The organism is Lujinxingia litoralis, from assembly GCF_003260125.1.
Lineage (GTDB): Bacteria > Myxococcota_A > Bradymonadia > Bradymonadales > Bradymonadaceae > Lujinxingia > Lujinxingia litoralis.
Genome location: NZ_QHKO01000004.1, coordinates 460,751 through 481,903, shown reverse-complemented (window position 1 = coordinate 481,903; position 21,153 = coordinate 460,751). Strand labels below are relative to the sequence as shown.

12 protein-coding genes are annotated in these 21,153 nt (G+C 64.2%); 9 read left to right on the top strand and 3 right to left on the bottom strand.

Annotation, left to right across the window (positions count from 1 at the left end; all coding sequences use genetic code 11):
* Positions 1-251: 251 nt before the first annotated feature.
* A complete protein-coding gene (locus DL240_RS11530; protein WP_111730043.1) occupies positions 252-917 on the bottom strand; it encodes a hypothetical protein in 666 nt (221 codons plus the stop codon).
* Positions 918-1,086: 169 nt separating this feature from the next.
* On the opposite strand from DL240_RS11530, the gene DL240_RS11525 reads away from it, so the two are divergent.
* The 6 genes from DL240_RS11525 to DL240_RS11500 all read left to right on the top strand — a co-directional run bounded on the left by DL240_RS11525 (position 1,087) and on the right by DL240_RS11500 (position 11,676).
* Positions 1,087-2,478 carry a CCA tRNA nucleotidyltransferase gene (locus DL240_RS11525; RefSeq protein ID WP_111730042.1) on the top strand — a complete coding sequence of 464 codons (1,392 nt, stop codon included), beginning with the start codon at positions 1,087-1,089 and terminating at the stop codon, positions 2,476-2,478.
* Between the two features lie 74 nt (positions 2,479-2,552).
* Positions 2,553-6,698 carry an MYXO-CTERM sorting domain-containing protein gene (locus DL240_RS11520; RefSeq protein WP_111730041.1) on the top strand — a complete coding sequence of 1,382 codons (4,146 nt, stop codon included), beginning with the start codon at positions 2,553-2,555 and terminating at the stop codon, positions 6,696-6,698.
* 170 nt (positions 6,699-6,868) lie between these two features.
* Positions 6,869-8,563 (top strand): SpoIID/LytB domain-containing protein, encoded by a 1,695-nt coding sequence (locus DL240_RS11515; protein ID WP_111730040.1) that lies wholly within the window; start codon positions 6,869-6,871, stop codon positions 8,561-8,563.
* A gap of 149 nt (positions 8,564-8,712) precedes the next feature.
* Positions 8,713-9,039 (top strand): Rieske (2Fe-2S) protein, encoded by a 327-nt coding sequence (locus DL240_RS11510; protein WP_158542504.1) that lies wholly within the window; start codon positions 8,713-8,715, stop codon positions 9,037-9,039.
* A 175-nt stretch (positions 9,040-9,214) separates the two neighbouring features.
* Positions 9,215-10,579 carry a hydroxymethylglutaryl-CoA reductase, degradative gene (locus DL240_RS11505; RefSeq protein WP_111730038.1) on the top strand — a complete coding sequence of 455 codons (1,365 nt, stop codon included), beginning with the start codon at positions 9,215-9,217 and terminating at the stop codon, positions 10,577-10,579.
* Between the two features lie 152 nt (positions 10,580-10,731).
* Positions 10,732-11,676, top strand: a complete 945-nt coding sequence (locus tag DL240_RS11500; RefSeq protein WP_111730037.1) for an alpha/beta fold hydrolase — start codon at positions 10,732-10,734, stop codon at positions 11,674-11,676.
* Positions 11,677-11,719: 43 nt separating this feature from the next.
* On the opposite strand, the gene DL240_RS11495 is transcribed toward DL240_RS11500, so the two are convergent.
* Together DL240_RS11495 and DL240_RS11490 are read right to left on the bottom strand one after the other, a co-directional pair.
* Positions 11,720-12,376, bottom strand: a complete 657-nt coding sequence (locus DL240_RS11495; protein ID WP_111730036.1) for a hypothetical protein — start codon at positions 12,374-12,376, stop codon at positions 11,720-11,722.
* The gene (locus DL240_RS11490; RefSeq protein WP_111730035.1) at positions 12,373-15,273 is read right to left on the bottom strand and encodes a tetratricopeptide repeat protein; all 2,901 of its coding nucleotides are present in this window, start codon (positions 15,271-15,273) and stop codon (positions 12,373-12,375) included. Before DL240_RS11490 ends, DL240_RS11495 begins: the two co-directional genes overlap by 4 nt.
* A 331-nt stretch (positions 15,274-15,604) precedes the next feature.
* On the opposite strand from DL240_RS11490, the gene DL240_RS11485 reads away from it, so the two are divergent.
* The 3 genes from DL240_RS11485 to DL240_RS11475 all read left to right on the top strand — a co-directional run bounded on the left by DL240_RS11485 (position 15,605) and on the right by DL240_RS11475 (position 21,150).
* Positions 15,605-16,045, top strand: coding sequence for a single-stranded DNA-binding protein (locus DL240_RS11485; RefSeq protein ID WP_111730034.1), 441 nt, complete (start codon positions 15,605-15,607; stop codon positions 16,043-16,045).
* 178 nt (positions 16,046-16,223) lie between these two features.
* On the top strand, positions 16,224-16,655 hold the full coding sequence (locus tag DL240_RS11480; protein ID WP_111730033.1) for a hypothetical protein: 432 nt from the start codon (positions 16,224-16,226) through the stop codon (positions 16,653-16,655).
* A 13-nt stretch (positions 16,656-16,668) separates the two neighbouring features.
* Positions 16,669-21,150 carry a tetratricopeptide repeat protein gene (locus DL240_RS11475; protein WP_111730032.1) on the top strand — a complete coding sequence of 1,494 codons (4,482 nt, stop codon included), beginning with the start codon at positions 16,669-16,671 and terminating at the stop codon, positions 21,148-21,150.
* The last annotated feature ends 3 nt before the right edge of the window (positions 21,151-21,153 follow it).

Genomic DNA, 21,153 nt, shown 5'->3' with positions numbered 1-21,153 from the left:
GCTCCGTGGCGTTCAGGCGTTGGGAGCCATGCGCGCGTGGTGTGCACAGGCCAGGAGCCCGCGTGGGATTCGGGAAGTGGGCGCATAAAACAGGGGGGATTGCGGCGTCAAGGTTTTTGAGGTTCAGAATGGGAGGCGCGAGGAGGTGGGCGCACAAAAAAAGCGCGCGCCAGGTAAACTGGCGCGCGCTTATTTTGCTCCGCTCAGGGGGACCCTGAGCGAGGACTCAGGCTGCGAAGCAGCCGGAGGCCTTATTCGGCGGTAGCGGGGAAGAGCGCGTCGTAGCAGCCGGCTTCGTCGACAGCCACGGCGAAGGTTTCGTTGTACCAGGTGAAGCCTTCGTCGGCCGAGCAGGTTTCGAAGGAGGTGTTGAAGGTCGTGCTGCAGGCGTCCAGCGCCGTGTCGTTCTCTTCGGAGCAGGTCGTGGTGTCGATGGCTTCCAGGCAGGTCACGAACGCGTCGGTGGCCGCGGCGTCGCAGGCCACGTAGGTGTCGAGGCCGCCGGCCGGGGCGATGAGGTCGGTAGCGGCGTCGGTGGCGCAGGTGGTGAAGGCGTCGAGCGGGCCTTCTTCCAGGGTGTTGTCAGCGAGGCAGGTGTCGGCGTCTTCGTAACCCAGCTCCGCGAAATTGCAGAGGCAGTCGTACTCGGCGACGGTGTTGGAGATCGTGCCGTAGAGCGCGACTTCGGTCGCCACGATCGAGGCCACGTCTTCGGCGTTGACCGGCTGGCCGCTGCCGTCGGCGTCAGTGTCGTCGCCGCCGTCGGTCTGATCGCCGCCGTCGGTCTGATCGCCGGTGTCGGTCAGGTCACCGGCGTCGGTGTCATCGCTCGGGGTATTGTCGGAGTCGGAGCCGCAGGCGGTCAGCGAGCCGGTGGCCAGAAAGAGGAGGGCGAGCAGGGTGATCATCTTTTGCATGGTGTATCCTTACTGGAAATGAGTCTTACAGACGAAACAGGTGGGCGTTTTAGCAGCGAATTCAACCACGTCAAGTCTGACGCGTCGCGTCGTAGGATTGGGTTTACCCTTTGGCGCCCTTTGGGTACACCAGCGGGACGTGATGCGAGACTAAGGTCTAAGGAACTGGATGAAGCGCTTATTTGATGCCTTTGAGAAGGCTGGAAAGGAACTCTACCTGGTGGGCGGCGCGGTGCGGGATGTGGCGCTGGGAATCCCGATGGAGGAGCTCGACGACCTGGATTTTTGCACTAACGCGCTGCCGGAGGAGTCGCTGGCGATCATTAAGGCGGCGAATCTGCCCTACTACGAGGTGGGCAAAGAGTTTGGCACCATCGGCGCGGTACTGCGGGGGCCGGAGTCTAAAGGTTATCCCAAAGACTGCCAGGTCACGACCTATCGTTCCGCGGAGTATTATCGTCGGGGCAGCCGTCACCCGGTGGTGACCTACGGCGATACGATCGATCAGGATCTGGGGCGTCGCGATTTTTCGATCAACTCCATGGCCATGGACGCCGGCGGGGACTTTATCGACCCCTACGGGGGGCTCGACGATCTGCAGGCCGGGGTGCTGCGGGTGGTCGGCGATCCCTGGGAGACGCTGGCCGAGGACCCGTTGCGTATTCTGAGGGCGGCGCGTTTTCAGAGTCGGCTGGGGTTTGCGATCGATGCCAAGCTGCGCCAGGCCTCGGCGGACCGAGCCGAGTGCATTGAGGATATCAGCCGGGAGCGCTGGCTCCAGGAGATGACCCGGGTGTTGCGCGGGGCCTACATCCATAAGGCGATGGCCTTTCTGGAGGAGGTGGGGCTGCTGGGGATCATTTTGCCGGAAGTCGCCGCGCTGCGGGGGTTTCATCAGACCAGCGCGGTGCCGCATAAGGATCTGTGGGAGCATACCCTGCAGGTGGTCTCGCAATGCCCGCAGGTCGACGCGTTGAACTGGGCCGGGTTGATGCATGACGTGGGCAAGGTCTGGACGCGTGAGGTCGATGAGGAGACCGGTCGCGTGAGCTTTTATGGCCATGAGGCCGCCGGGGCGGAGCGTTTCGAGGAGGTGGCGCAGCGTTTTAAGATGGATCGCGCCACCGCCAAAGAGGTGCGCCATATCATCGAGCATCACGGGCGGATTCCGCAGTACAGCGGCGAGTGGACTGACCCGGCAGTGCGCCGGTTGGTGCGCGAACTCGATCCCTACACCGAGAGCATGCTGGCCTTTGCGCGCGCCGATCTGACGACGGCGTCGCCCCAGAAGCGCGAGCTGGCGCTGGAGCGGGTCGAGGCGCTGGCCGAGCGGGTCGAGGCGCTGGAGGCCGCCGAGAGCCTGCGCCCGGAGCTGCCCGCGGGCATCGGCAAGGTGTTGATGGATGCATTTAACCTGAAGCCCTCGCCGCAGGTGGGGCTGTTGAAGAGTGCTCTGGAAGAGCGTATCGTGGAAGGCCTTCTGGAGAGCGGCCGTGAGGCCGAATACTACGTGGAAAGTCTGCGCCGAGATCCGCCTGAAGAGGCGTCGGAGCAGGACTGAGCCGAGCTGTTCGAGATGAATCGGCGCGCCGAACTTTATGGGTTCGCGGCGCGCCCCCTACATAGGATCGGGCGATGGGAGAGAAGAGGATAAACCAGGGGGCGGGCCGGGTTTGGCGCGCCGCGATCCTGGCGGGCGCGCTGGCGGTCGTGGGCTGTGATGGCGGCTGCGATATGGAGGGCTTTTCGGAGGTGCCCTTCCCCGAGGAGCATGTCGATAAGACGATGCCGCTGAGCGCCGAGGTGCGTTTAAGCTCCCATGGTCTGGCGTTTATGTCGGAGCAGGTTCCCAATCTCATCGGCGCGGTGCAGGAAGGCGGACTGAGTTTTTGTGTGCCGCCGAGCGACAGCGGAGATTTTCAGGTCTGTCATGAAGAGTCGACCTGTGATGATGGCACGGTGGGGTGCCAGCTCGATCTGACGATTGAGCATGCCTCGTTGACGCCGCAGGCACCCAATGTGCTGGAGGCCAACATCACCGTGGGCAACGTGCTCTTCTCGCTACCCGTGGAAGGGGATCTCCCCGTGTTTGGGAATACAAGCTGCTGGCTGGATCTCGACCGCGCGGGCGGGGAACGGGGGCTTCCGGCGCAGGTTCCGGCGCGGGTGCCGATACGCTTTGAGGTCGATCATCAGAGTCCCTTCGGGGATCTGCGTATAGAGGTGGGGGAGGTGGAGGCCAACGTTAACGGCATCTACTACACGATGAGCGGTCGGGGGGGGGATGAAGTAGGTTGCCCGTTGTTGGCGAATGTCGCCGCGTCTTTTCTTGATGGGACCTTGAAAAGGCTCATCGCTGATCAGCTCAACAGCGCGGTGCAGGAGGCGGTGACCGGTCAGGTCTGCCAGGCCTGTGGCGCGGGTGAGCCGGCGTGTAAGGCGGGCTCCACCTGTCAGGACCATCAGGGTGCGCAGGTCTGTGTGTATGACAATAACCAGCAGTGCGTGCCGCGGATGCTGGGTATGGAAGGGGCGTTGGAGATGGGGGCGATGCTCGGTGAGTTCTCCAGTGGAGAGATCAGCGACATTTTCCTGACGGCGCGTCTGGCCGATCGAGCGGTGGCCGATAGCGGTCTGTCGCTGGCGATGCGGGCGGGGTTTCAGCCTCAGGCCTATGAAACCTGCGTGCCGGTGGACCCGACGTCGCGGCCGTCGTTTGAGGCGCTGGCGCCCTCGCCGACAATTAACAGCGATCTCAAGCCCGATGGCACGCCCTTTATGTTCGGGCTCTCGTTGAGCCGGCGAGCGTTGCAGCACCTGATGTGGTCGCTGTGGTCGAGCGGGGCGTTGTGCATTTCGGTGGGGTCGGCCCAGGTCGACATGCTCACCACCAATACCATCGGTGGTCTGGTGCCTTCGGTGCGCACGCTCACCACGCGGCCATCGCCGATGACCATTGCGCTGGCTCCGCAACAGGCACCGGATGTGCGCCTGGGGGCCAACGTGGTGCGCACCCAGGGCAATGATCGCGAGGTGGAAGAGGGGCTGCTCATTCTCGACTGGAAGGACGTGGACCTGCATATGTACGGGTTTGTCCAGGAGCGTCAGACGCGCCTGTTCACGCTGCGTACCGACATTGAGTTGCCGATCGCGGTGACGATTGACGCTCAGGGCAACCTTTTTGCGGTGATCGGCGATGTGGAAGGCGCGCTCCAGAATATTCGCGTGCTCAACGACGAATTGCTCGCCGGGGACGCGCAGGCGCTCATCGATCTGTTGCCCACGTTGATGGGCTTTGCCCTTCCGGCGCTGACCGAGGCGTTGGCTGATCCGATCGAGCTGCCGGAGTTCATGGGTTACCGCCTGCTGCTGGGGGATGACGATATCCAGGGCATTGACGGCAATGAGAACCTGGGACTCTTTGCGAACCTGGAGTTTGTGGGCACCGAAGCCGGAACCGGCCTGATGCAGTGGGTGGAGGCGGCAGCTGGCGAGAGTCGCGTGATCGTGACCAGGGATCAGGGGGCGTTGCCCCGGGTTGAGGTGGAGCTTGAGGTGCAGGCGCTGGCCGGGGGCTTCCCGGCGCAGGGCGAAGCCTTTGAGTACGTGTACCGTGTCGACGGCGGCCTCTGGCATCTGGGCGGGCTGGGTCCGAAGTTGCGGCTGGACGCCCCGGCGCTTCGTTTGCAGGGCGAGCATCGCATTGAGCTGCGCACCCGCGCGCTGGATGCCGGGGCGCGTTGGCAGCAAGAGCCCACCGAGGTGTTGGTGGTCGTGGATTACGAAGCCCCGACCCTGGAGCTGAGCCAGCTGGCCGATCGCGTGGAGGTGCTCGCCAGCGATCTGGTGGCCGGCGACGGCGTGCAGATGCGCTACCGCTGGCTGGACAGCGCCGGCCAGGGCGTGTGGAGCGCCTGGGGTGAGGTGCGGGATCTCGATGCGCAGGAGGGCGTGGAGATGGTGGAAGTGCAGGTGCGAGATGCCGCCGGTCAGACGGCCACCGAGACCCTGGCGGTGCGTGCGCAGGGGCTGGGATCGGGCGACGGAGAGCAGGTGGAGGGTTGCGGTGGTTGCGCCAGCGGCTCGGGTCAGGGACCGGCGTCGCTGCTCTTGATGGTGGGCATGTTGCTGGCGTTGCGTTGGCGTCGCCGGCTTTCCAGCCTGGGCTGGGTGGTGGCGCTGGTGGCGCTCTCGACCGGCTGCTCCGGCGATGCGTCGGAGGCCTGTGCCAGCGCCTGCGCCGGCAATGAAAGCTGTGTGGAAGGCGCCTGTGTGCCGCTGAGCTGTGAGAGTCAGGCCGATTGCCCCGAGGGGTTCTGTGAGGGTGGGCAGTGCGTGCCCGGCTGCACCGAAGCCTCCGATTGCTCTCAGGACTGTGGCGTCGGGGAAGTTGCCACCTGTGGCGAGAATAACCAGTGCATCTGTGAGCCATACTGTGCTCAGGGGTGCTCCGAGACGCAGTACTGCTGCGAGCAGACCAATCGCTGCACCGAGTTTCCGGACTGGTGTGCCGAGGTGAGCTGTGAGCCGGGCTTTGAGCCCAAGGTGACGAACCTCGGAAACTCCGATCCGGCGGCCTGTGAGGCGACCGGTGGGACCTGTGAGTGCGTGGCCTTGCCGCCGATTCCCATGGGCTACTGGGGAGCGTACGCGGGTCTGGATAGCAATGGCGATTTGAGCGCGGTGAGTGGCTACAACCTGCTCTACCGCGACCTGATGATGGGCGTGGCCCGTGGCGGTCTGGAAGTGGACTGGGTCTTTGTGGATGGTCCGCCGTCGCGCGGGCGAATTCGCGGGGCGATTGACGGTCCGCGCGGCGGTCGCACCGACGTTGGCGATCAGGTGGGCACGCATAGCGCACTGGCGATCGATGACGAAGAGGTGATTCACATCTTCTACCGCGACGAGGAGAACAAGGCGCTGAAGTACGCGCGTGGCCAGGAGTCGGATGAGGGCTGGGCGTTTGAGAAAATCACCCTGGATGACGAGGGGGATGCGGGTTACTCCACGGCGGTGTTGCGCCAGGGGGCCATGCTGCATCTCTTCTACGTGGTGCGTGTGCCGGAGAGCGACGCCTCGGAGCTGCGCTACCGTCAGGTTGCGGTCGATGCCGAGCTGGACACGTTGGGTGAGGGGAGCTTTGAGGTGCTCTATCAGGGGAGTCGCGCGGAGGCAGCGCTGGTGGCGCACCCGACGATCGTGGCTCTGCATGTGCAGCCCCGTCTGGTGGGTGAGCGCCTCTTTGTGGGCTTTTATGACAACACTCGCCAGCAGGGCACCTGGATGTGGCGGGAGGCCGATGGGCAGTGGGGAGCGCCGAGCATGATGAGTCAGGTTTCCGGGGCGTACGTAAGCCTGGTGCCCGATAGCTCGGGGCAGGTGCACGCGGCCTACATGGACGAAGAGACTCCGGCGGTGGCGTATCTGGCGCCGGGGGCCACGGCGCCGGAGCTGGTGATCGACGGGATTCGCGATACCGCGGGTGGTTGGTCGGTGGCGGCGATTGGCGAAGATGTGAAGATCTTTGTGGGCGAGGATGGCGCGGTGCGCCTCTTCTTCCACGACGCGACTCACCACCGGTTGATGACGGGGGTGCGCGCCGCGGCCGGCGGTTGGACGGTCGCAGAGGTCGCCGGATCGCAGGAGGCCGGCTCGGTGGCCCACGGGTTCTATACCCGCGCGATCAGCTGGGCGCAGGGGGGCTGGCTGGTCTCCGATATGGTCATCGACACCACGGTGGAGCCGGCGGTGGGTGAGCCCCGGCTGCGCATCGTGCAGTGAGGTCGCAGTCTGCAGGGGGGGCGGTCGCGGGTAATGTCGTGACCGGGAGATGAAGCAGGACGAACGCCGGCGCCCCGAGAGGGCGCCGGCGTTCGTGCATCTGCGCTCGACCAGAGTTATGGTGGCCGCCGCGAAGCCAGGGAAAAGGCAACCGACGTCACGAGAGCGAGATGAGCAGTAGGCTGTATGGGATGGCGAGGTGGAGTGCGTTGATAGCGCTCCTGGGGGTGATCTGGGCGAGCAGCCAGGCGGTGGCCCAGGGGCGAGAACTCTCCACGGCGGATCGTGTGGCGATGCTCTACGCGCCGCAGCTCAACTTCACGCGCCGCGGCGATCCCTTGATTCGTCTGGGGATTCTGGAAGGTAAAGACGAGGTGCAGTTCACGCCGAGCGAGCCGATTCGCGTGCTGCCTCAGGGGCCCGGCGGGCCCGAGATCGATCTTCCGGGAGGGGTGACCTACACCGTGGCCATGAGTCAGGGGCAGCCCGGACGTTACAAGCACTGGGTGGTGGTGGATCGGGTGGCCGTGGACCAGCGCGCGGGCGTCGATGAGGTGCTCGGCCAGTGGGAGGGGCGCGGGATGCTACCGCGCACCTTTGAGGTGGGCGGGCTCTTCGCGGTGCGGGGCAAGGTGTTTGATTCACGGGTGATCCTGGTGTGCGTGGGCGGCGCCGATACCTTTGACGAGGCGCAGACGTTGCGTCGGCGCCTGGAGGCAGAGTTTGGTATCAACGGCAGCGTGCACAGCGAACGCCTGGAGTTTCCCGGGGGCACGCTCACGCTCACGGGGCGAGGCATGGACATGCGCATTCGCCATGATGACGTGCTCTGGGTCTCGTCGCGACGGGGACGGGAGGAAGCGATTGCGTACACGGTTCCCGGGATTCAGAAGTCGTATAACGGTGGCGAGGAGACCCGGCGTTATACCGGGGAGTTGATTTTTGCCTCGGATAAGAACGGTCAGATTGCGGTGATCAACAACCTGGGGGCGGAGCGGGTGCTCAAGGGGACGGTGCCTTCGGAGATTTACGCGTCGGCCCCCCAGGGGGCGCTGAGGGCGCAGGCGATCGCGGCGCGCAATGAAATCTTTGCGGCCATTGGCGTGCGTAACCTGGCCGATCCCTACATGCTTCGTGCCGATGTCTACGATCAGGTCTACGGGGGACTTGATAACGAAGACCCGCGAACCAATGAGGCGGTGGATGCCACCCGTGGAGAGGTGATGTTGGCCGGCAGCCGGATCGTCAACGCGGTGTACAGCTCCAACGCCGCCGGGTTTACCGAGAACAACGAAAACGTGTGGGACGCCGAGCCCTGGCCGCATCTTCGAGGCCGGCCCGATGCACCGCTGGACCAGGTGCCGGAGCTATTTCGCGACGGCATCACCGAGGAGAATATCGAGGCATTTCTGGCCAGCGATTTTCCGGCGTACAGCAAGGTGGCACCTGTGAGCAGCGCGCGCCTGTATCGCTGGGAGCGTGAGGTTGAGGCGTCGAAGCCGCAGAGCTGGCTGGCGGAGCGCGGCCAGGACATCGGGCGGATTCGCCACGCCGAGGTGATCAGCCGCGGGGTCAGCGGTCGGGTGATTCGGTTGCGCCTCACTGGCGAGCGCGGCCAGGCCGTGGTGGAGCGTGAACTCAATGTGCGCCGGCTCTTTGGCGGGCTGCGCAGCGGGCTCTTTGTGATGGAGCTTGAGAAGGGACGCGATGGTTTTGTGCGCACCTTTGGCTTTCGTGGCGGCGGTTTTGGCCACGGGGTAGGGATGTGCCAGACCGGGGCTATCGGCATGGCCTCCCAGGGGAAGACACACCACGACATCCTCACGCACTACTACCGGGGAATCTCGGTGACCAGATTGTATTGAGGGCGGTTGCCCGCAGTGGCGAGTACCAAAAAAAGTGGGGTTGAGCCGCGCGTCAGGCAGCTGTAAAGAGGAATGGGCGCCGGTGTTCAAGAGTTCGTGAACTCAACCCGGGGCCGTGAAGGCACCCGATGACGACGGCGGGAGTGAGGATGGCAACACGCGAAGAGCTTGAAGCGCAGGGGTTTGAAGAGGTCTGCGGCCTCGACCAGGTTGGCAAGGTCATGCCCACGCGCGTGAACGTGGCCGGCCGCTCGGTGCTCCTGTGTTGGGATGGGGAGCGAGTGCGGGCGGTCGATGAGCTCTGTCCGCATAAGAACCGCTCAATGGCCTACGGGGTGATTTTCGACGGGAAGATCATCTGCCCTCATCATCAATACGCCTTTGATCTGGAGACGGGGCGCTGCGATCACCGCGCGGCGCCTGTGAACGTTTACGAGGTGGTGGTTGAAGAGGAGCGAGTCTGGGTGAGGTCGTAGGTAGGCCTTGCCGGGCAGGCGACCGTTTAAGGTGCGCGCCAACCGTTCATCGGCGAATGCGACCGTTCGTCGATTGGGGTTTGCCCTGGACGGAGTGCGCGTCGAAGGTTCATCGGTCAGCACTCCGCGTATGTGTGGAGCCCCGGTTGGATGACCTCTTGGATGGGAGCGAGCGATGTTGGAGACTCGCCAGCAGCAACGTGATAGCGAAGTGAAACACCACGATGAGAGCGAGCGGCCCAGCAGCCGCATCGCCGGGTTTTATCGGATGAGCACCCGAGAGCGGGTCGATCTTCTGGTGGAGCGCGGCGTGATCGATGCTCAGGATGCCGCGCTGCTGCGCAGTCACGGTGGCGGACTTGATGCGCAGATGGCCAACCAGATGGTGGAAAATGCCATCGGCGTGTTGGAGCTGCCGCTGGGCCTGGGGCTGAACTTTAAGGTCAACGGTCGGGACTATCTGGTGCCGATGGCCGTGGAAGAGCCGAGCATCATCGCAGCGGTGAGCCATGTGGCCAAGATCGCGCGTGGTGCGGGAGGGTTTGAAGCCCGCGCCGAAGGCAACGTGATGATCGGCCAGGTGCAGGTGGTGGGCTGCGAAGATTGGGAGGCCGCGCGGGCGGCCATCGAAGCGCATCGCGACGAGCTGGTGGCGGCGGCCAATGCGCTTCAGCCCAATATGGCGGCGCGTGGCGGCGGCGTCACCGGTCTGGAGGTGCGCCTGATCGATGAGGGGAATTACCAGCGGATGCTGGTGGTGCACCTGTTCATTGACTGCTGCGATGCGATGGGGGCCAACGCGATCAACTCGGTGGCCGAGGGGATGGCTCCGCGCATCGAGGAGCTCAGCGGCGGTCGCGTCTTTTTGCGCATTCTGAGCAACCTGGCCGATCGGCGCAAAGTACGGGCGAGTTGCCGGATACCCTTTAGCGAGCTGGCCTGGAAGGAGTTCAGCGGACGCGAGGTGGCCGAGGGCATCGTGTTGGCCAGTGAGTTCGCCGAGGTCGACCCCTACCGGGCGGCGACCCACAACAAAGGCATCATGAACGGCATCGGTGCGGTGTGCATCGCGACCGGGAACGACTGGCGCGCGCTGGAGGCCGGGGCCCATGCGTATTGCGCGCGCGACGGTCGCTACCGCCCCATGGCGATCTGGCGCATTGAGGGCGAGGCGCTGGTGGGCGTGTTGGAGATCCCGATTCAGGTGGGCACGGTCGGGGGACCGATTCGCCTGCACCCGACGGTGCAGCTGGCGCACAAGATCCTTCGTATCGAAGGCGCTGCGGAGCTGGCCGAGGTGATGGGGGCGGTGGGACTGGCCCAGAATATGGGGGCGCTCAAGGCGCTGGCGACCGAGGGCATTCAGCGGGGGCATATGTCGCTGCATGCTCGCAGTGTGGCAGCGACCGCCGGAGCCAAACCCGAAGAGCTCGATCGGGTGGTGGAGCGTCTGATTGAGGATGGGGAGATCAAAGTGCATCGCGCCCGCGAGATTCTCCTGGCGATGCGGGCGTCCGGGGAGCTGGAAGCCGCCGGCTGAACCCCCTGGATGAGCGCAGGGAACTTCCGCAGAGATCCGTAAAGCCGCCGGCAACCGCGCCGTCGGCTTTGCTCTGTAAGGCCTCCTCGTTAGAGTGGCTCGCCGCGATAGGCGATGGTGCCCGGGTTGCTCTTGATGCTCTGTGAGACCTTATGAAGCCGCTTTTTAATACGTTGATTCTGCACGCGAATCGAAACTACTACCGTGATCAGGCCCGCGCGGTGGGGCTGGAGGAGCACGTGAGCTTCTATGCCTACACCGGTCCGGAGGTGGAGCTGCACGTGGCGGTGGCGGGCCCCGAAGATGGTCCGGTCGTGCTCTTATTGCACGGTTTTCCGGACACCTGGATGGGGTGGGCGCGTCAGATCGAAGCGTTGGCTACGGCCGGATACCGGGTGATTGCCCCGAACCAGCGCGGCTACGATCGCAGTGATAAGCCCCGGAGCACTTCGGACTATCGTCTGGAGGCGCTGGCCGATGATGTGCTGGGGATTCTGGAGGCGATCGGCGTAGAGCGAGCCCATATTGTAGGGCATGACTGGGGTGGGGCGCTGACCTGGTGGTTGGCGGAGCATCGCCCCGATCGTCTTTACTCGGCGTGCGTGCTGAATTGTCCGCCACTGAGGGTGTTGGCCCGGGCGTTGTGGTCCAATCCCAATCAGTTCTGGCGCAGCTGGTACATGGTGCTTTTTCAGGTGCCGGGGCTGGCCGAGCGTCTTCTTTCAGCCCGACATTTCAGGGCGTTGCGGGGCGCGCTGGTGGGCGAAGCGCGCCGGGGGGCCTTTTCGCGTGATGAGGTCGCGCTGTATCAGAAGGTCTGGGCGCAGCCGGGAGCATTGACGGCGATGTTGAGCTGGTATCGGGCCGCAGGGCTCTCGTTGCGGGAGCCGAAGGTAGCCCTGGTCGACGTGCCGCTGCGATTGATCTGGGGCACCAAAGACAGCGCGCTGCACCAGAGTCTGATTGCGCCCTCGCTGGCGTACGGCGCGCGCTCGGAGGTGCGGCGTGTGGAGGGCGCGAGCCACTGGGTGCAGCGAGATAAGGCTGAGGAAGTGAGTGCGCTGATCCTGGAACATCTCGACGCACATCAGGGCTGAACAGGTCTTTTGCGCGTCTTTCAGGTGCTTGATTTTAAAGAGATTATTGTCGCGAGGCGATCGTTTCGCTGAGTTTGATCAGCGGACGCCAGTTGCGGCAATGATCCAGCCCACAACTTAAGGCAAACGCGTAGGAACGTTCAGCAGAGGGGAAGACGATCGTGCGAATGCCCGCGCGTTCAGAGGTGAAGGCGGCATCGCTATGTGAGCTCTCGGAGAGCTCGGCAGTGTTGAGGAATTGCTCGCGCATCGTCTCGACGCGCTCGCGAGCCGCTTCGGGTGTGTCTGTGCGCCAGACCTGAAGCGCGATGCCAAAAGCATTGGCTTCACGTGGGGAGTAGCGGAGGGCGTTATAGTCGGCGCCAACGCGTTGACCGGGCAGAGGCGCGATGTCGAGCGGCGTATCGGGGATGAACTCCTGGACGTCGGCCCGCGGTAAAAAGGACTCGACTGAGAGGGGAGGCAGAGCCGCAATCGTTCCACGTTTCGTCGACGTGGCCACGTGCTCTTCGGCGGGCTCGGCGCTCTCGAAGTCGAGGGGCGCCATGGCCTGCTCATCGCTCGTTTGAGCCTGGGTGGCATCGGAGCCGGCATCGTCGGAGGCGGGCTCGTTGGCTTCATCGGCGCAGCTCGCCATGGCGAGGAACACGCAGGTAGAGAGAAAGACCAGGGTGCGCGTCGCAGCAGTTGGGAAGGTCATGGGGATGAGGCCGAAGAGGTCAGGTTGTAGCGGTGAGATGCCTCAAGCCGCAACGCGGCAAGATCGCGCCGGAGCCTATCGCAAAAGCGTGCTTCGGCAAGAGAAAATTCCTCCAGCCAATCGGTCAGCGGGGCGGTAAATCGCTGGTCGACGCGGGGGATGAGTTCGCGGAGTTTATCGCGTCGCAGGGCCACGTCTTCGGCAGGGAGTTCTACAAGCGCGTCGAAGACCGTAGCGTTGGCGGCACGCAGCTGCCCCTGGGTGCGCGCGCGCCACTGACCAAAGACGCGATCGCGAAGCGCCAGCTTGAGTGCGCGAGACGTGTCGAAGAACCCGTCAAGGCGGCGGCGTAGCGCGCGTGCCTCGGAGAGGTTGAGGCTCGCGAGCAGCGGGGTGATGTCGGCGGCGATGGTGCTTTCGCGTGCTTCGATGTCCTGAAGGAGGCGGCCCATGGTGCGATCGAGGAGGTCGTCTACGCGTTGGCTGAAGAGTTCGGTGATGAAGTCTCGATCTTCATCTTCGAGGCGCTGGCGCGTAAAGATACGACCACCGGGGCGCAGGGCTTCGCTGAATTCGCGCTCGATGCCGACGACGACAAAATCGAGCTGATCGATGAGCGCTTCGGCCACGGACGCGGCGCGGGTGGTCGGGGAGGGCGCGCGTCGGGCCAGGGCGGTGCGGAGTTCCTCAAGGGTGCGCTCATGGGCGGCATAGTCCTGATCGAGCTGGCTCCTAAAGTGCTCGAGTTCGTCGAGCCACTCTCGAAGCGCGGCGTGGGCGGCCGAGACTTTGATCTGGGTTGAGCGTTGCACCAGGCGTCGATCGATGATGTCGAGGAGTGCTTCAAATGCCGGCGGTATTGTCGTGGTGGAGCTTCGAGCCCGCAGGGCTTCGAGGGCCGAGATGGGGAAGATCCCCAGGGAGTCGTCACCGACGTGGTCTTCGATATGCTCGATGATCTCGTCAAGTGCCTCCTGGCGCGCGCCTTCAGGGCCCAGTCGATCGATTTTATTGAGCACGATCAGCAGGCGTTCGGAGGCGCGAGGGATGCTCTCCAGACGTTCGAACTCGGTGTCGGAGAGGGCCTGGTTGGCGTCCAAAAGCCAGATGATGGCTTCCGCCTGACTCAGCGCGTCTTCGGCAAGGGTTTCGTGGCGAGGGTCCAGAGCGTTAAAGCCGGGGGTGTCCCAGAAGTTGAGCGAGCGGAGCTCGGGGTGGGGGTAGGCGTAGTCCAGACGCGCGATCGCTTCGGGTTCCCGGCGCATGTGCTCGCGGGCGCCGTCGAAGTCAACGTCGCGTTGGTGCCCGTCTTCGTAGACGATGCGAGCGCCGGCGCGGGGGCCGTAGCGCATGATGCAGGCGTGGGCGGTGGTGGGGAGGACGCCCATGGGTACGACTTCCTCACCCAACAACGCGTTGACCAGGGTCGATTTGCCGGCGTTGAATTCGCCCACGATCGCCACCGAGAGCGGGGCGTTGAGATGGTCGAGAAGCTCGCGCAGCCGGGCGCTTCGTGTGGCGAGGCGAGCATCGGCGGCGTAGGTGTGAAGCAGGGCCTCGAGGGCGGCCACGAGTTCGGCGGCACTGGAGGTGTCGGAGGGAGGTTGCCAGGAGGGGCGGAGAACTCGGAGCGCTTCTGTGCGGGTATACTCCAGGGTCTCTCGGAGCGCGGAGGTGGGGTGTGCGCGTAAGGCGTTGTCCAGAGTGATCACCGCCTCGGCAGCATCACCGAGTTGAAGCGCCACCTCGGCCAGCGCATGAAGGTAGGATGCGCGGTGGTGCGTACTGAGTAAGAGCGCTTCGTCGAGAAGATGACGCGCGCCAAGGAGATCACCGGTGTGGAGCCGACAACGCCCCAGCCCGTAGAGAAGCTCGGCGCGTTGCTCGGGTCGTTCTTTGCGTTCCGCGTCGCCGTGAGCGAGCGCCATTTCGAAGTGCTCTCTGGCACGTTCGTAGCGCTTTAGCTCCAGGGCGCTCTTGCCGGCTCCCCGGTGTGCCTCCACACGAGTTGGGTCGCGTTCCAGGGCCGCTTCAAAACTCGCGAGCGCACGCTCATGGTCGCCGACCTGTGCGTAAGTGCGGGCGATGAGGCTGTGGATCTCCGCGTTATTCTGGCCTTCGGGAAGGGAGCAGGCGCGTAGCAAGAGGGGGTGAGCGCGGGCAGGCTGGTGCATGGCCAGATGCGCGCGGGCTGCTCCCAGAAGCGCATTGCTATGATTGGGTTCGCGATCGAGGACCTGCTCGAAGGCGTCAGCTGCTCGGGCCGGATGGTCCTGATGGGCGGCGATGTCGCCAAGCACCATCAGGTACTCCAGGGAGTGGGAGGTGTCTGGAAGGGCGGCAAGAAGCTCGGAGGCCTCGTTGTGTTTGCCTTGAGCGGTGAGTGCGCGTGCCAGCACCACACTTGCTTCGGTCTGGTCGGGGGCCAGTCGCAACGCCCTCCGAAGTTCACGCGCGGCTTTATCGGGGCGCCCCTGTTCCAGAAAAACTCGCCCCAGCCCGAAGTGCAGATCGAAGGCAAAAGGGAGCTCTTCGCCGGAGCTCAGCGCACGCTGAAATTGAAGCTGAGCCTCGCGGTTGCGAGCCAGGCGTTCAAGGGTCAGCCCGAGATGCAGATGCGTGGAGGGCTCTTCGCGCAGATGGAGTGCTCGCTCAAAGGCCGCGATCGCCGCGCTATACTCCTGGCGGTGCGCCAGACAAAGCCCCATCAGGTGGTGCGTGCGCTCAATGTCAGGACGGCGGCGCAGCGCCTCGTCCAGAAGGTGTTGCGCACGCACATATTCCTGGCGGTCCATCGCCTCACGTGCCCGCTCATGGAGCAGGCGTACATCCTCCGGCAAGAGCACCTCACCGAGGAAGTCACCGACGCGCGCGCCTATTTTATCAAGAAAACTCATACGTACTGGACCCCCAGACTTGCGGGATTACCCATTATTTGTTCAGGTGTACAAGCTGGACACGTTGGCCGTGGCGGCGAGTAAAAAGTTGCCTGACGAAAAAAATCCCGGCAGCAGGCAAAAGTCGCCGGGGGCGCACGATAACAGAGAAGCCAGCCCGGGGCAGCATCGCCGGGGGGAGTTGGTGCCAGGCGTCAGATGTGTTCTGTTGGGCGGCGTCATGGCGAGAGCGCAGAGAGCAAGCAGAGCCTTGGAAGGGCGAGCTTGCTGAGATAGAAGAGGCCAACGAGAGGCCCATGGGGCCCTACGACGAGACCTACGGAGGCAGAGTATGAGCTTGAACAAGGCGATGATCATCGGGAATCTGGGTTCGGATCCCGAGGTGCGATATACGCAGAGCGGCGCAGCGGTGACGAACTTCAACGTGGCTACCAACGAGAGCTGGGTGGATAAGTCGGGGCAGCGTCAGGAGCGAACCGAGTGGCACCGCGTGGTGGTGTTTGGCAAGCAGGCCGAGAACTGCGGGAAGTACCTGAGCAAAGGTCGCCAGGTCTTTGTGGAAGGGCGCCTTCAGACGCGTGACTGGGAAGATCGCGATGGCAACAAGCGCTCGACCACCGAGATCGTGGCGATGACCGTGCAGTTCTTGAGCAGCGGCGCGTCCGGGGGCCGCTCCGATGGGCCTCCGGCCTATACCGACGCCGATCGTGGTCCCGTTGCTGCGGAGTCGAGCTTCGATCAGTCGTTTAATGACGACGACATTCCTTTCTAAGCACGGGTTTGACGCGTTCATAAGAGCGGCGGTGACGTTGACCAGACGCGCCGCCGCTTTTGTTTCGAGCGCAGCAGAAGATGGTTTCGCGGTGTAGGCGCATTTAAGGAGGGGCCACAGGGTTCGACCGCATCGGTCGTCGTGAACCGAAGTCTGTGCCGGAAATGAGGAGGCATTGATGGATGAGGATAAACGCGGGTTCATCGGGCGCAGAGTGCTGGAGCGTGTGGAGCGGGGGCTTGAGGAGGGGGCGTGTGGTGAACGGGGCGAATTTTTTGAGGCGATGGCCGCTCTGATGCATGGTGATGTGGAGCGGGCTTCTGACGGGTTTCGTCGGGCGCGTCGCAGCAGCCCGACGCCTTATGACGCGTTGTCCTGCTACGGGCTGGGGCGTTGTGAGGTGCTACAAGGTCGGGCCGGGGCTGCGTTGCGCTTTTTTCGGAAGGTCGCCACCGGTACGGCGCCGCCGCAGGTGCGCCAGCTGGCCTGGAAGGATATTGAGCTGCTGGCGCTTTCACGCGATGATCGCGCCGGAGTATGTCGGGCCCGTCGAGCGATCGAAGCGCTGGAGCGTGAGATCGAGGAGGGACCCGAGGGGTCCCGAAGTTGAGAAGAAGACGTCGATGAAAGCCACCCGCTCACAACAGGATGCCAACAACCCTCTGGGGCTGGCGCTCGATTTTATGTTCGGGCGAGGCTACCTGTGGGCAGAGCGCCAGCCGATCAGCGATTGGATTACGCTGGAGTCGCTGCGCATGGAGATCCCGGACCTGAAGTTCCCCTTTGATGCGCGGGCGGGTCTGGATCGATTTCGCCACACCCGGGCCTGGGTGCGCGAGGCGGAGTTCGCGATCTCGGAAGTGGGGCTGGGCGATCTTTTGAGCGAGGCGGCCGCACAGCTCGAGGGATTTGAAGAGCTTCAGGTACGTTTTCTGGAAGACGCCGCGCATATCAGTCTGCGTCTCAAAGCGTTCGGGGCTGACAGCTATCTGAGCTTTCGGGCAGCACTGATTCCCCCGGAGCCCGCCCGCGCCGATGAAGTGCATCTCTCGCTTTATGACTACCGTGCGTACGGTCCTTTGCCTTATCCGGCGCGACTGGTGGCGTATGAACTACTGACAAGCCTGTTGAACGCGCCACGGCTGCGTTCGCCGGGGCGAGGGCGAAGTTTTACTGTGGGTTTGGCGGGCGATATTGTGATTTTTCGTCCGCTTAAGTTGTTGTTTTTGCATGTGTTTCCTCGTGTGGGGTGGAAGCTCCCTAACCTCTCCGGTGTGGTGTTGGAGAGTGCCCGGGTGCGCCCCGGCGTGTTGACGATTCGGGCAATTTCGGAAGACGCGCCGGCCGAGCAACGCCGCGAAGCTCGGGGATTGGTGGCCAGCACCGAGGGGACCCGTGCGCTGGCGTCGTACGAGGCGAAGGAGCTTTTTTCGCACGCGGACCAGGCCCTTTTCGACGGCCAGGTGCGCCAGGCCATCGCGTTGCTTGCGAGTTATCGGGATCTTTACGGGTTGCACCCGGAGCTTGTGGCGCGTCAGCTCGATTGTCTGGTGGCGGAGCCGACGCCTTCGCATCTGGCCGAGGCGGAGTCGCTGCGACGCGAACTGGTGGCGGTGGATGAGGGAGATCTGGCGGCGGCGCTGGTGGGGCCTAATTTGGCGCTGGCATCCGGGCGAGATGATGCCAGGGTTGTGGAGGCGTACGAGACGCTCTCTCAGCGCCTGCGTGAGCGTCAGGAGACGCGCGACTGGGTGCTCTGCGAGCTAGCCATTGCCCGGCGACTGGCCTCGGATGCCCCGGAGCGCTGTGCGGAGCGCTTACGTGAGGTGTTGCGTCTGGACCCGAGAAATCGCCCGGCGCTCGAACTCTTGAGCCAGATGTATGAGCGTCTCGGGGAGCGCGCGGGGCTGGAAGAGACACTCAAACGGCTGACCGGCGTCTACAGCGATCGGCAAACGCTTAAGGACACGTACCTGAAGTTGGCGCGCCACCTGATGGATCGACAGGGAGATCTGGCTGAGTCGCGCATGTATCTGGAGCGCGTGCTTCGTCTGGATCCTGGCGAGTTGGAAGCGCTGCATATTCTGGGAGAGAGTTACGTTTTGGGCGGGGAACCCTTGCGCGCGCTCAAGGCGTTTGGTTCGGCGGCGCGGGCGGCTCAGGCCGAAGGGGAACATCGGCGCGCCAGCCGTCTCTATCAGCGGGTGGGGCAGATCTGGTTTGAGGAACTGGAAGATGCCAATCAGGCACTTTTGAGCTTTCGGCGCGCCCTTGGTTTAGCCTCGGCGGAGGATGGGCAGTTCGACGAGGATCGCACCGAGCCGCTGGAGTGGGCCGGCGCGATGTGCGAGGTGCTGGAACGCGATGAGGAGGCCACCGGCTACTGGTCGGAGTTGTTGCCGATGCGCGAGCGGGCCTGGGAGGTGTCCCGGGGCACCGAGGTGGAGGCGGAGCGCTGCCAGGCGTTGATTCGTACGTACCGGCGTCTCGGGGAGGTCTACGAGCGCCGGCAGCGCTGGGAGGCGGCTGCCAGTCAAATGCGTCGGGTGCTGGAGCTTGATCCGACCGACGATCCGGCCCGTCACTGGATGATCGATTACCTGCGTCAGGCCGGTCAGCCCGAGGAACTCATCGGTCTCTACCGTGCTTTGATTGCGGGGGCCGATTCCTCCGAGCGGCGGATCGAGCTTCTCCAGGAGTTGGCCGAGCTCTACGCGTCGCTGGGGCTTGTGGAAGATGCTCAGGAGCAGCTGAGGTTGGCGCTTCGGGAGGATGTCGGGCGAGTCGAGCTTCGCGCGACGCTGGTGGAGCTGCTCAGTCGTCATCGTCGTTACGAGACGCTGCGCGAGGCGCTTGAAGAGTTGCTGACTCGTACCACCGAGCATCGGGTGCGCTGGGAGCTTGGTGTGGAGTTGGGGCGCGCCTGTGCGCAGGCTTCGCGCTGGCGCGAATCGGCGCGCGCCTACCTTCAGGCGGTGCAGTTGATGCCGGCCGAGCGGGTGAGTCTGGAAGGCGCGGCCGACGCGCTGAGCCAGATCGTCGATGCCGAAGGTGTGGCGGCCGAGGCTCCGATCGGCTCCCATAAGGTCGGACGTCTGCTCGAAAATGTGCTGATTCGCCTGGCGGAGCTGGAAGCCTCGCCGGCGGCACAGCGCGAGCTTCTGCTGCAGATCGCCGTGCTGGCTCAGGAACGAGGCGATCGTGCGGCCGCCGCTGAAGCTCGTGAACGCGCCCGTGCGCTGGATGTGCCCGAAGATGAGGCCTCGGCCGAAGGGGTGGATCAGCGGCTGGACGCGATGCTCGATCGTCTGGTGGAGGAGGCGCCGGAGGTCGAAGACGAGCGGGAGGTTGAGCCTGACGACGCGCCCGAACCCGAGACGGGAGACGCGCCGCCGGTGGGGGCGTTCCGAAAGCGTTTTGAGTCGATGATCAAGCGGCCCGCGACCTTGCCCCGTGTCGATGAGGTGGAGCGTGAGAGCGCGCTTGGCAAAATTCTTCGTGGCGTCCAGACCGACGAAGACGCACCGAGCGCCGCTTCCGATGTTCCTCCGGAGCCGACGTCTAAAGTTGAAGTGGTGCTGCCACGGCCCGCCGGCGATCGCCCCCCCGAGGCTCGGGTTCGGCCGCCGGAAGCCAGCGGAATCGCGCAGCGATTTACTCTGCAGCGTTCAGAAGATGCTGGAGCAGAAGGGGCGGCTTTTGATTCGGCGGCGAAGGCGTCCTCTTTTGCGAAGGATGAGCAGGAGCGCGTGGAGCAGATCGATGATATCGCACCACCCAACGCCTCCGATCCTCATCGGATGGTCCGGGAGCAGGCTCCTACGACTTCGCCGCATGTGCATCCGGTTCAGCTCGCGCTGAGCGAGCTTGAAGAAGCGCGTGCCAGCGATGAGCCCGAGAGCCTGGCCAGAGCATTGCGCGCGGTGGTGGAGCTGACCCGCGCTGATGGTGGCGAGGTGATCGGGAGCGCTCGGCGTCTCGCGCTTCAGCGAGAGCTCGGGGAGCTGCTCTACTACGAGCTTGAGGACGCCGGTGGCGCGCGCGCGCACTTAGAGGCGGTGCGTGATGCGGACCCACAGGGCCTGGGCAAGACGGCCGGTGTGGTCAACGCGCTGGAGGCCATTTACGAGGAGGAGGGGGACGTCGCTGCACGTCTGCGTTTGCTGGAGGCGCGCCTGGAAGGGGCCGAATCCTCCGAAATGGCCACGACTTACCGTCTGCTCATCGCCCAGCTTATCTGGGATGAGCGGGAAGATGCCGAGAGCGCACGGGAGTGGCTGGAGCAGGTGCTGGAGAGCGATCCGCGTCATGAAGCCGCCCACCGTCTGCTGGCGGATATGGCGCTGGACGCTCAGAGTTGGGATGTGGCCGCGAAGCATCTGGCCGTGGTGGTGCAGGTGGCCGGTGGGGGCATCGATGCGGTGGAGACCGAGCGTGAGCTTGCCGAACTTCTCCTCCATCGCCTCAATCGTCCCGAAGATGCTCGCACCCACTACGAACGTGTGCTGGCCAGCGCGCCGGGTGATGCGATGGCGCTGGAAGGGGTAAAAGCCTGTCAGGCTGCACTCGATGACTGGATGGGGTATGTCGAGAGCCTCGCCCGTGAGTTGGGACTTTTGCTTGGCAAGCCCGGGGGGCTCACGATCAAGGCGATGATGCGTCTTCAGCCCGAAGAGGTCGCTCCGGCCCTGGCGGTACCCGCCAGTCAGATCGTCTCCGATGCCGCTCATATCGTGGAAACAAATCTGGAGCGTGACGATGCGGCATGGCGTCTCTGGGGCATGGCGTTTGAGTTATGGCCTGAGCATGTCGAGGCGTTGGAGCGTCGAATCGCGCTGGATCGTGCGATGGAGAAGTGGGCAGATCTGGCGCACGATCTGGAGGCCTATGCGTTGATGTTGCTCGATGCTTCGCAACGCTTCGACGCGTTGGCTGAGGCAGCGGACCTGTACCGCGATCGCCTGGATGAGAGCGCCGCGGCGCGCGGCCTTTATGCCGAGGCTCTGGCGCTGGTGGAGGGGCTTGAGCCTGCCCCGGAGCGTCTCGATGAGGTGCGCCGAGCGCTGAAACGTTTGCAGGCCGGAGGTGGCGATGTGTCGATCTGATGG

Excerpts from the sequence above, each read along its gene's own strand:
- DL240_RS11505 (WP_111730038.1), top strand. The coding sequence starts at position 9,215 with ATGTTGGAGACTCGCCAGCAGCAACGTGATAGCGAAGTGAAACACCAC.
- DL240_RS11515 (WP_111730040.1), top strand. The coding sequence starts at position 6,869 with ATGAGCAGTAGGCTGTATGGGATGGCGAGGTGGAGTGCGTTGATAGCG.
- DL240_RS11490 (WP_111730035.1), bottom strand. The coding sequence starts at position 15,273 with ATGAGTTTTCTTGATAAAATAGGCGCGCGCGTCGGTGACTTCCTCGGT.
- DL240_RS11480 (WP_111730033.1), top strand. The coding sequence starts at position 16,224 with ATGGATGAGGATAAACGCGGGTTCATCGGGCGCAGAGTGCTGGAGCGT.
- DL240_RS11510 (WP_158542504.1), top strand. The coding sequence starts at position 8,713 with ATGGCAACACGCGAAGAGCTTGAAGCGCAGGGGTTTGAAGAGGTCTGC.
- DL240_RS11520 (WP_111730041.1), top strand. The coding sequence starts at position 2,553 with ATGGGAGAGAAGAGGATAAACCAGGGGGCGGGCCGGGTTTGGCGCGCC.
- DL240_RS11485 (WP_111730034.1), top strand. The coding sequence starts at position 15,605 with ATGAGCTTGAACAAGGCGATGATCATCGGGAATCTGGGTTCGGATCCC.
- DL240_RS11500 (WP_111730037.1), top strand. The coding sequence starts at position 10,732 with ATGAAGCCGCTTTTTAATACGTTGATTCTGCACGCGAATCGAAACTAC.
- DL240_RS11475 (WP_111730032.1), top strand. The coding sequence starts at position 16,669 with ATGAAAGCCACCCGCTCACAACAGGATGCCAACAACCCTCTGGGGCTG.
- DL240_RS11525 (WP_111730042.1), top strand. The coding sequence starts at position 1,087 with ATGAAGCGCTTATTTGATGCCTTTGAGAAGGCTGGAAAGGAACTCTAC.
- DL240_RS11495 (WP_111730036.1), bottom strand. The coding sequence starts at position 12,376 with ATGACCTTCCCAACTGCTGCGACGCGCACCCTGGTCTTTCTCTCTACC.
- DL240_RS11530 (WP_111730043.1), bottom strand. The coding sequence starts at position 917 with ATGCAAAAGATGATCACCCTGCTCGCCCTCCTCTTTCTGGCCACCGGC.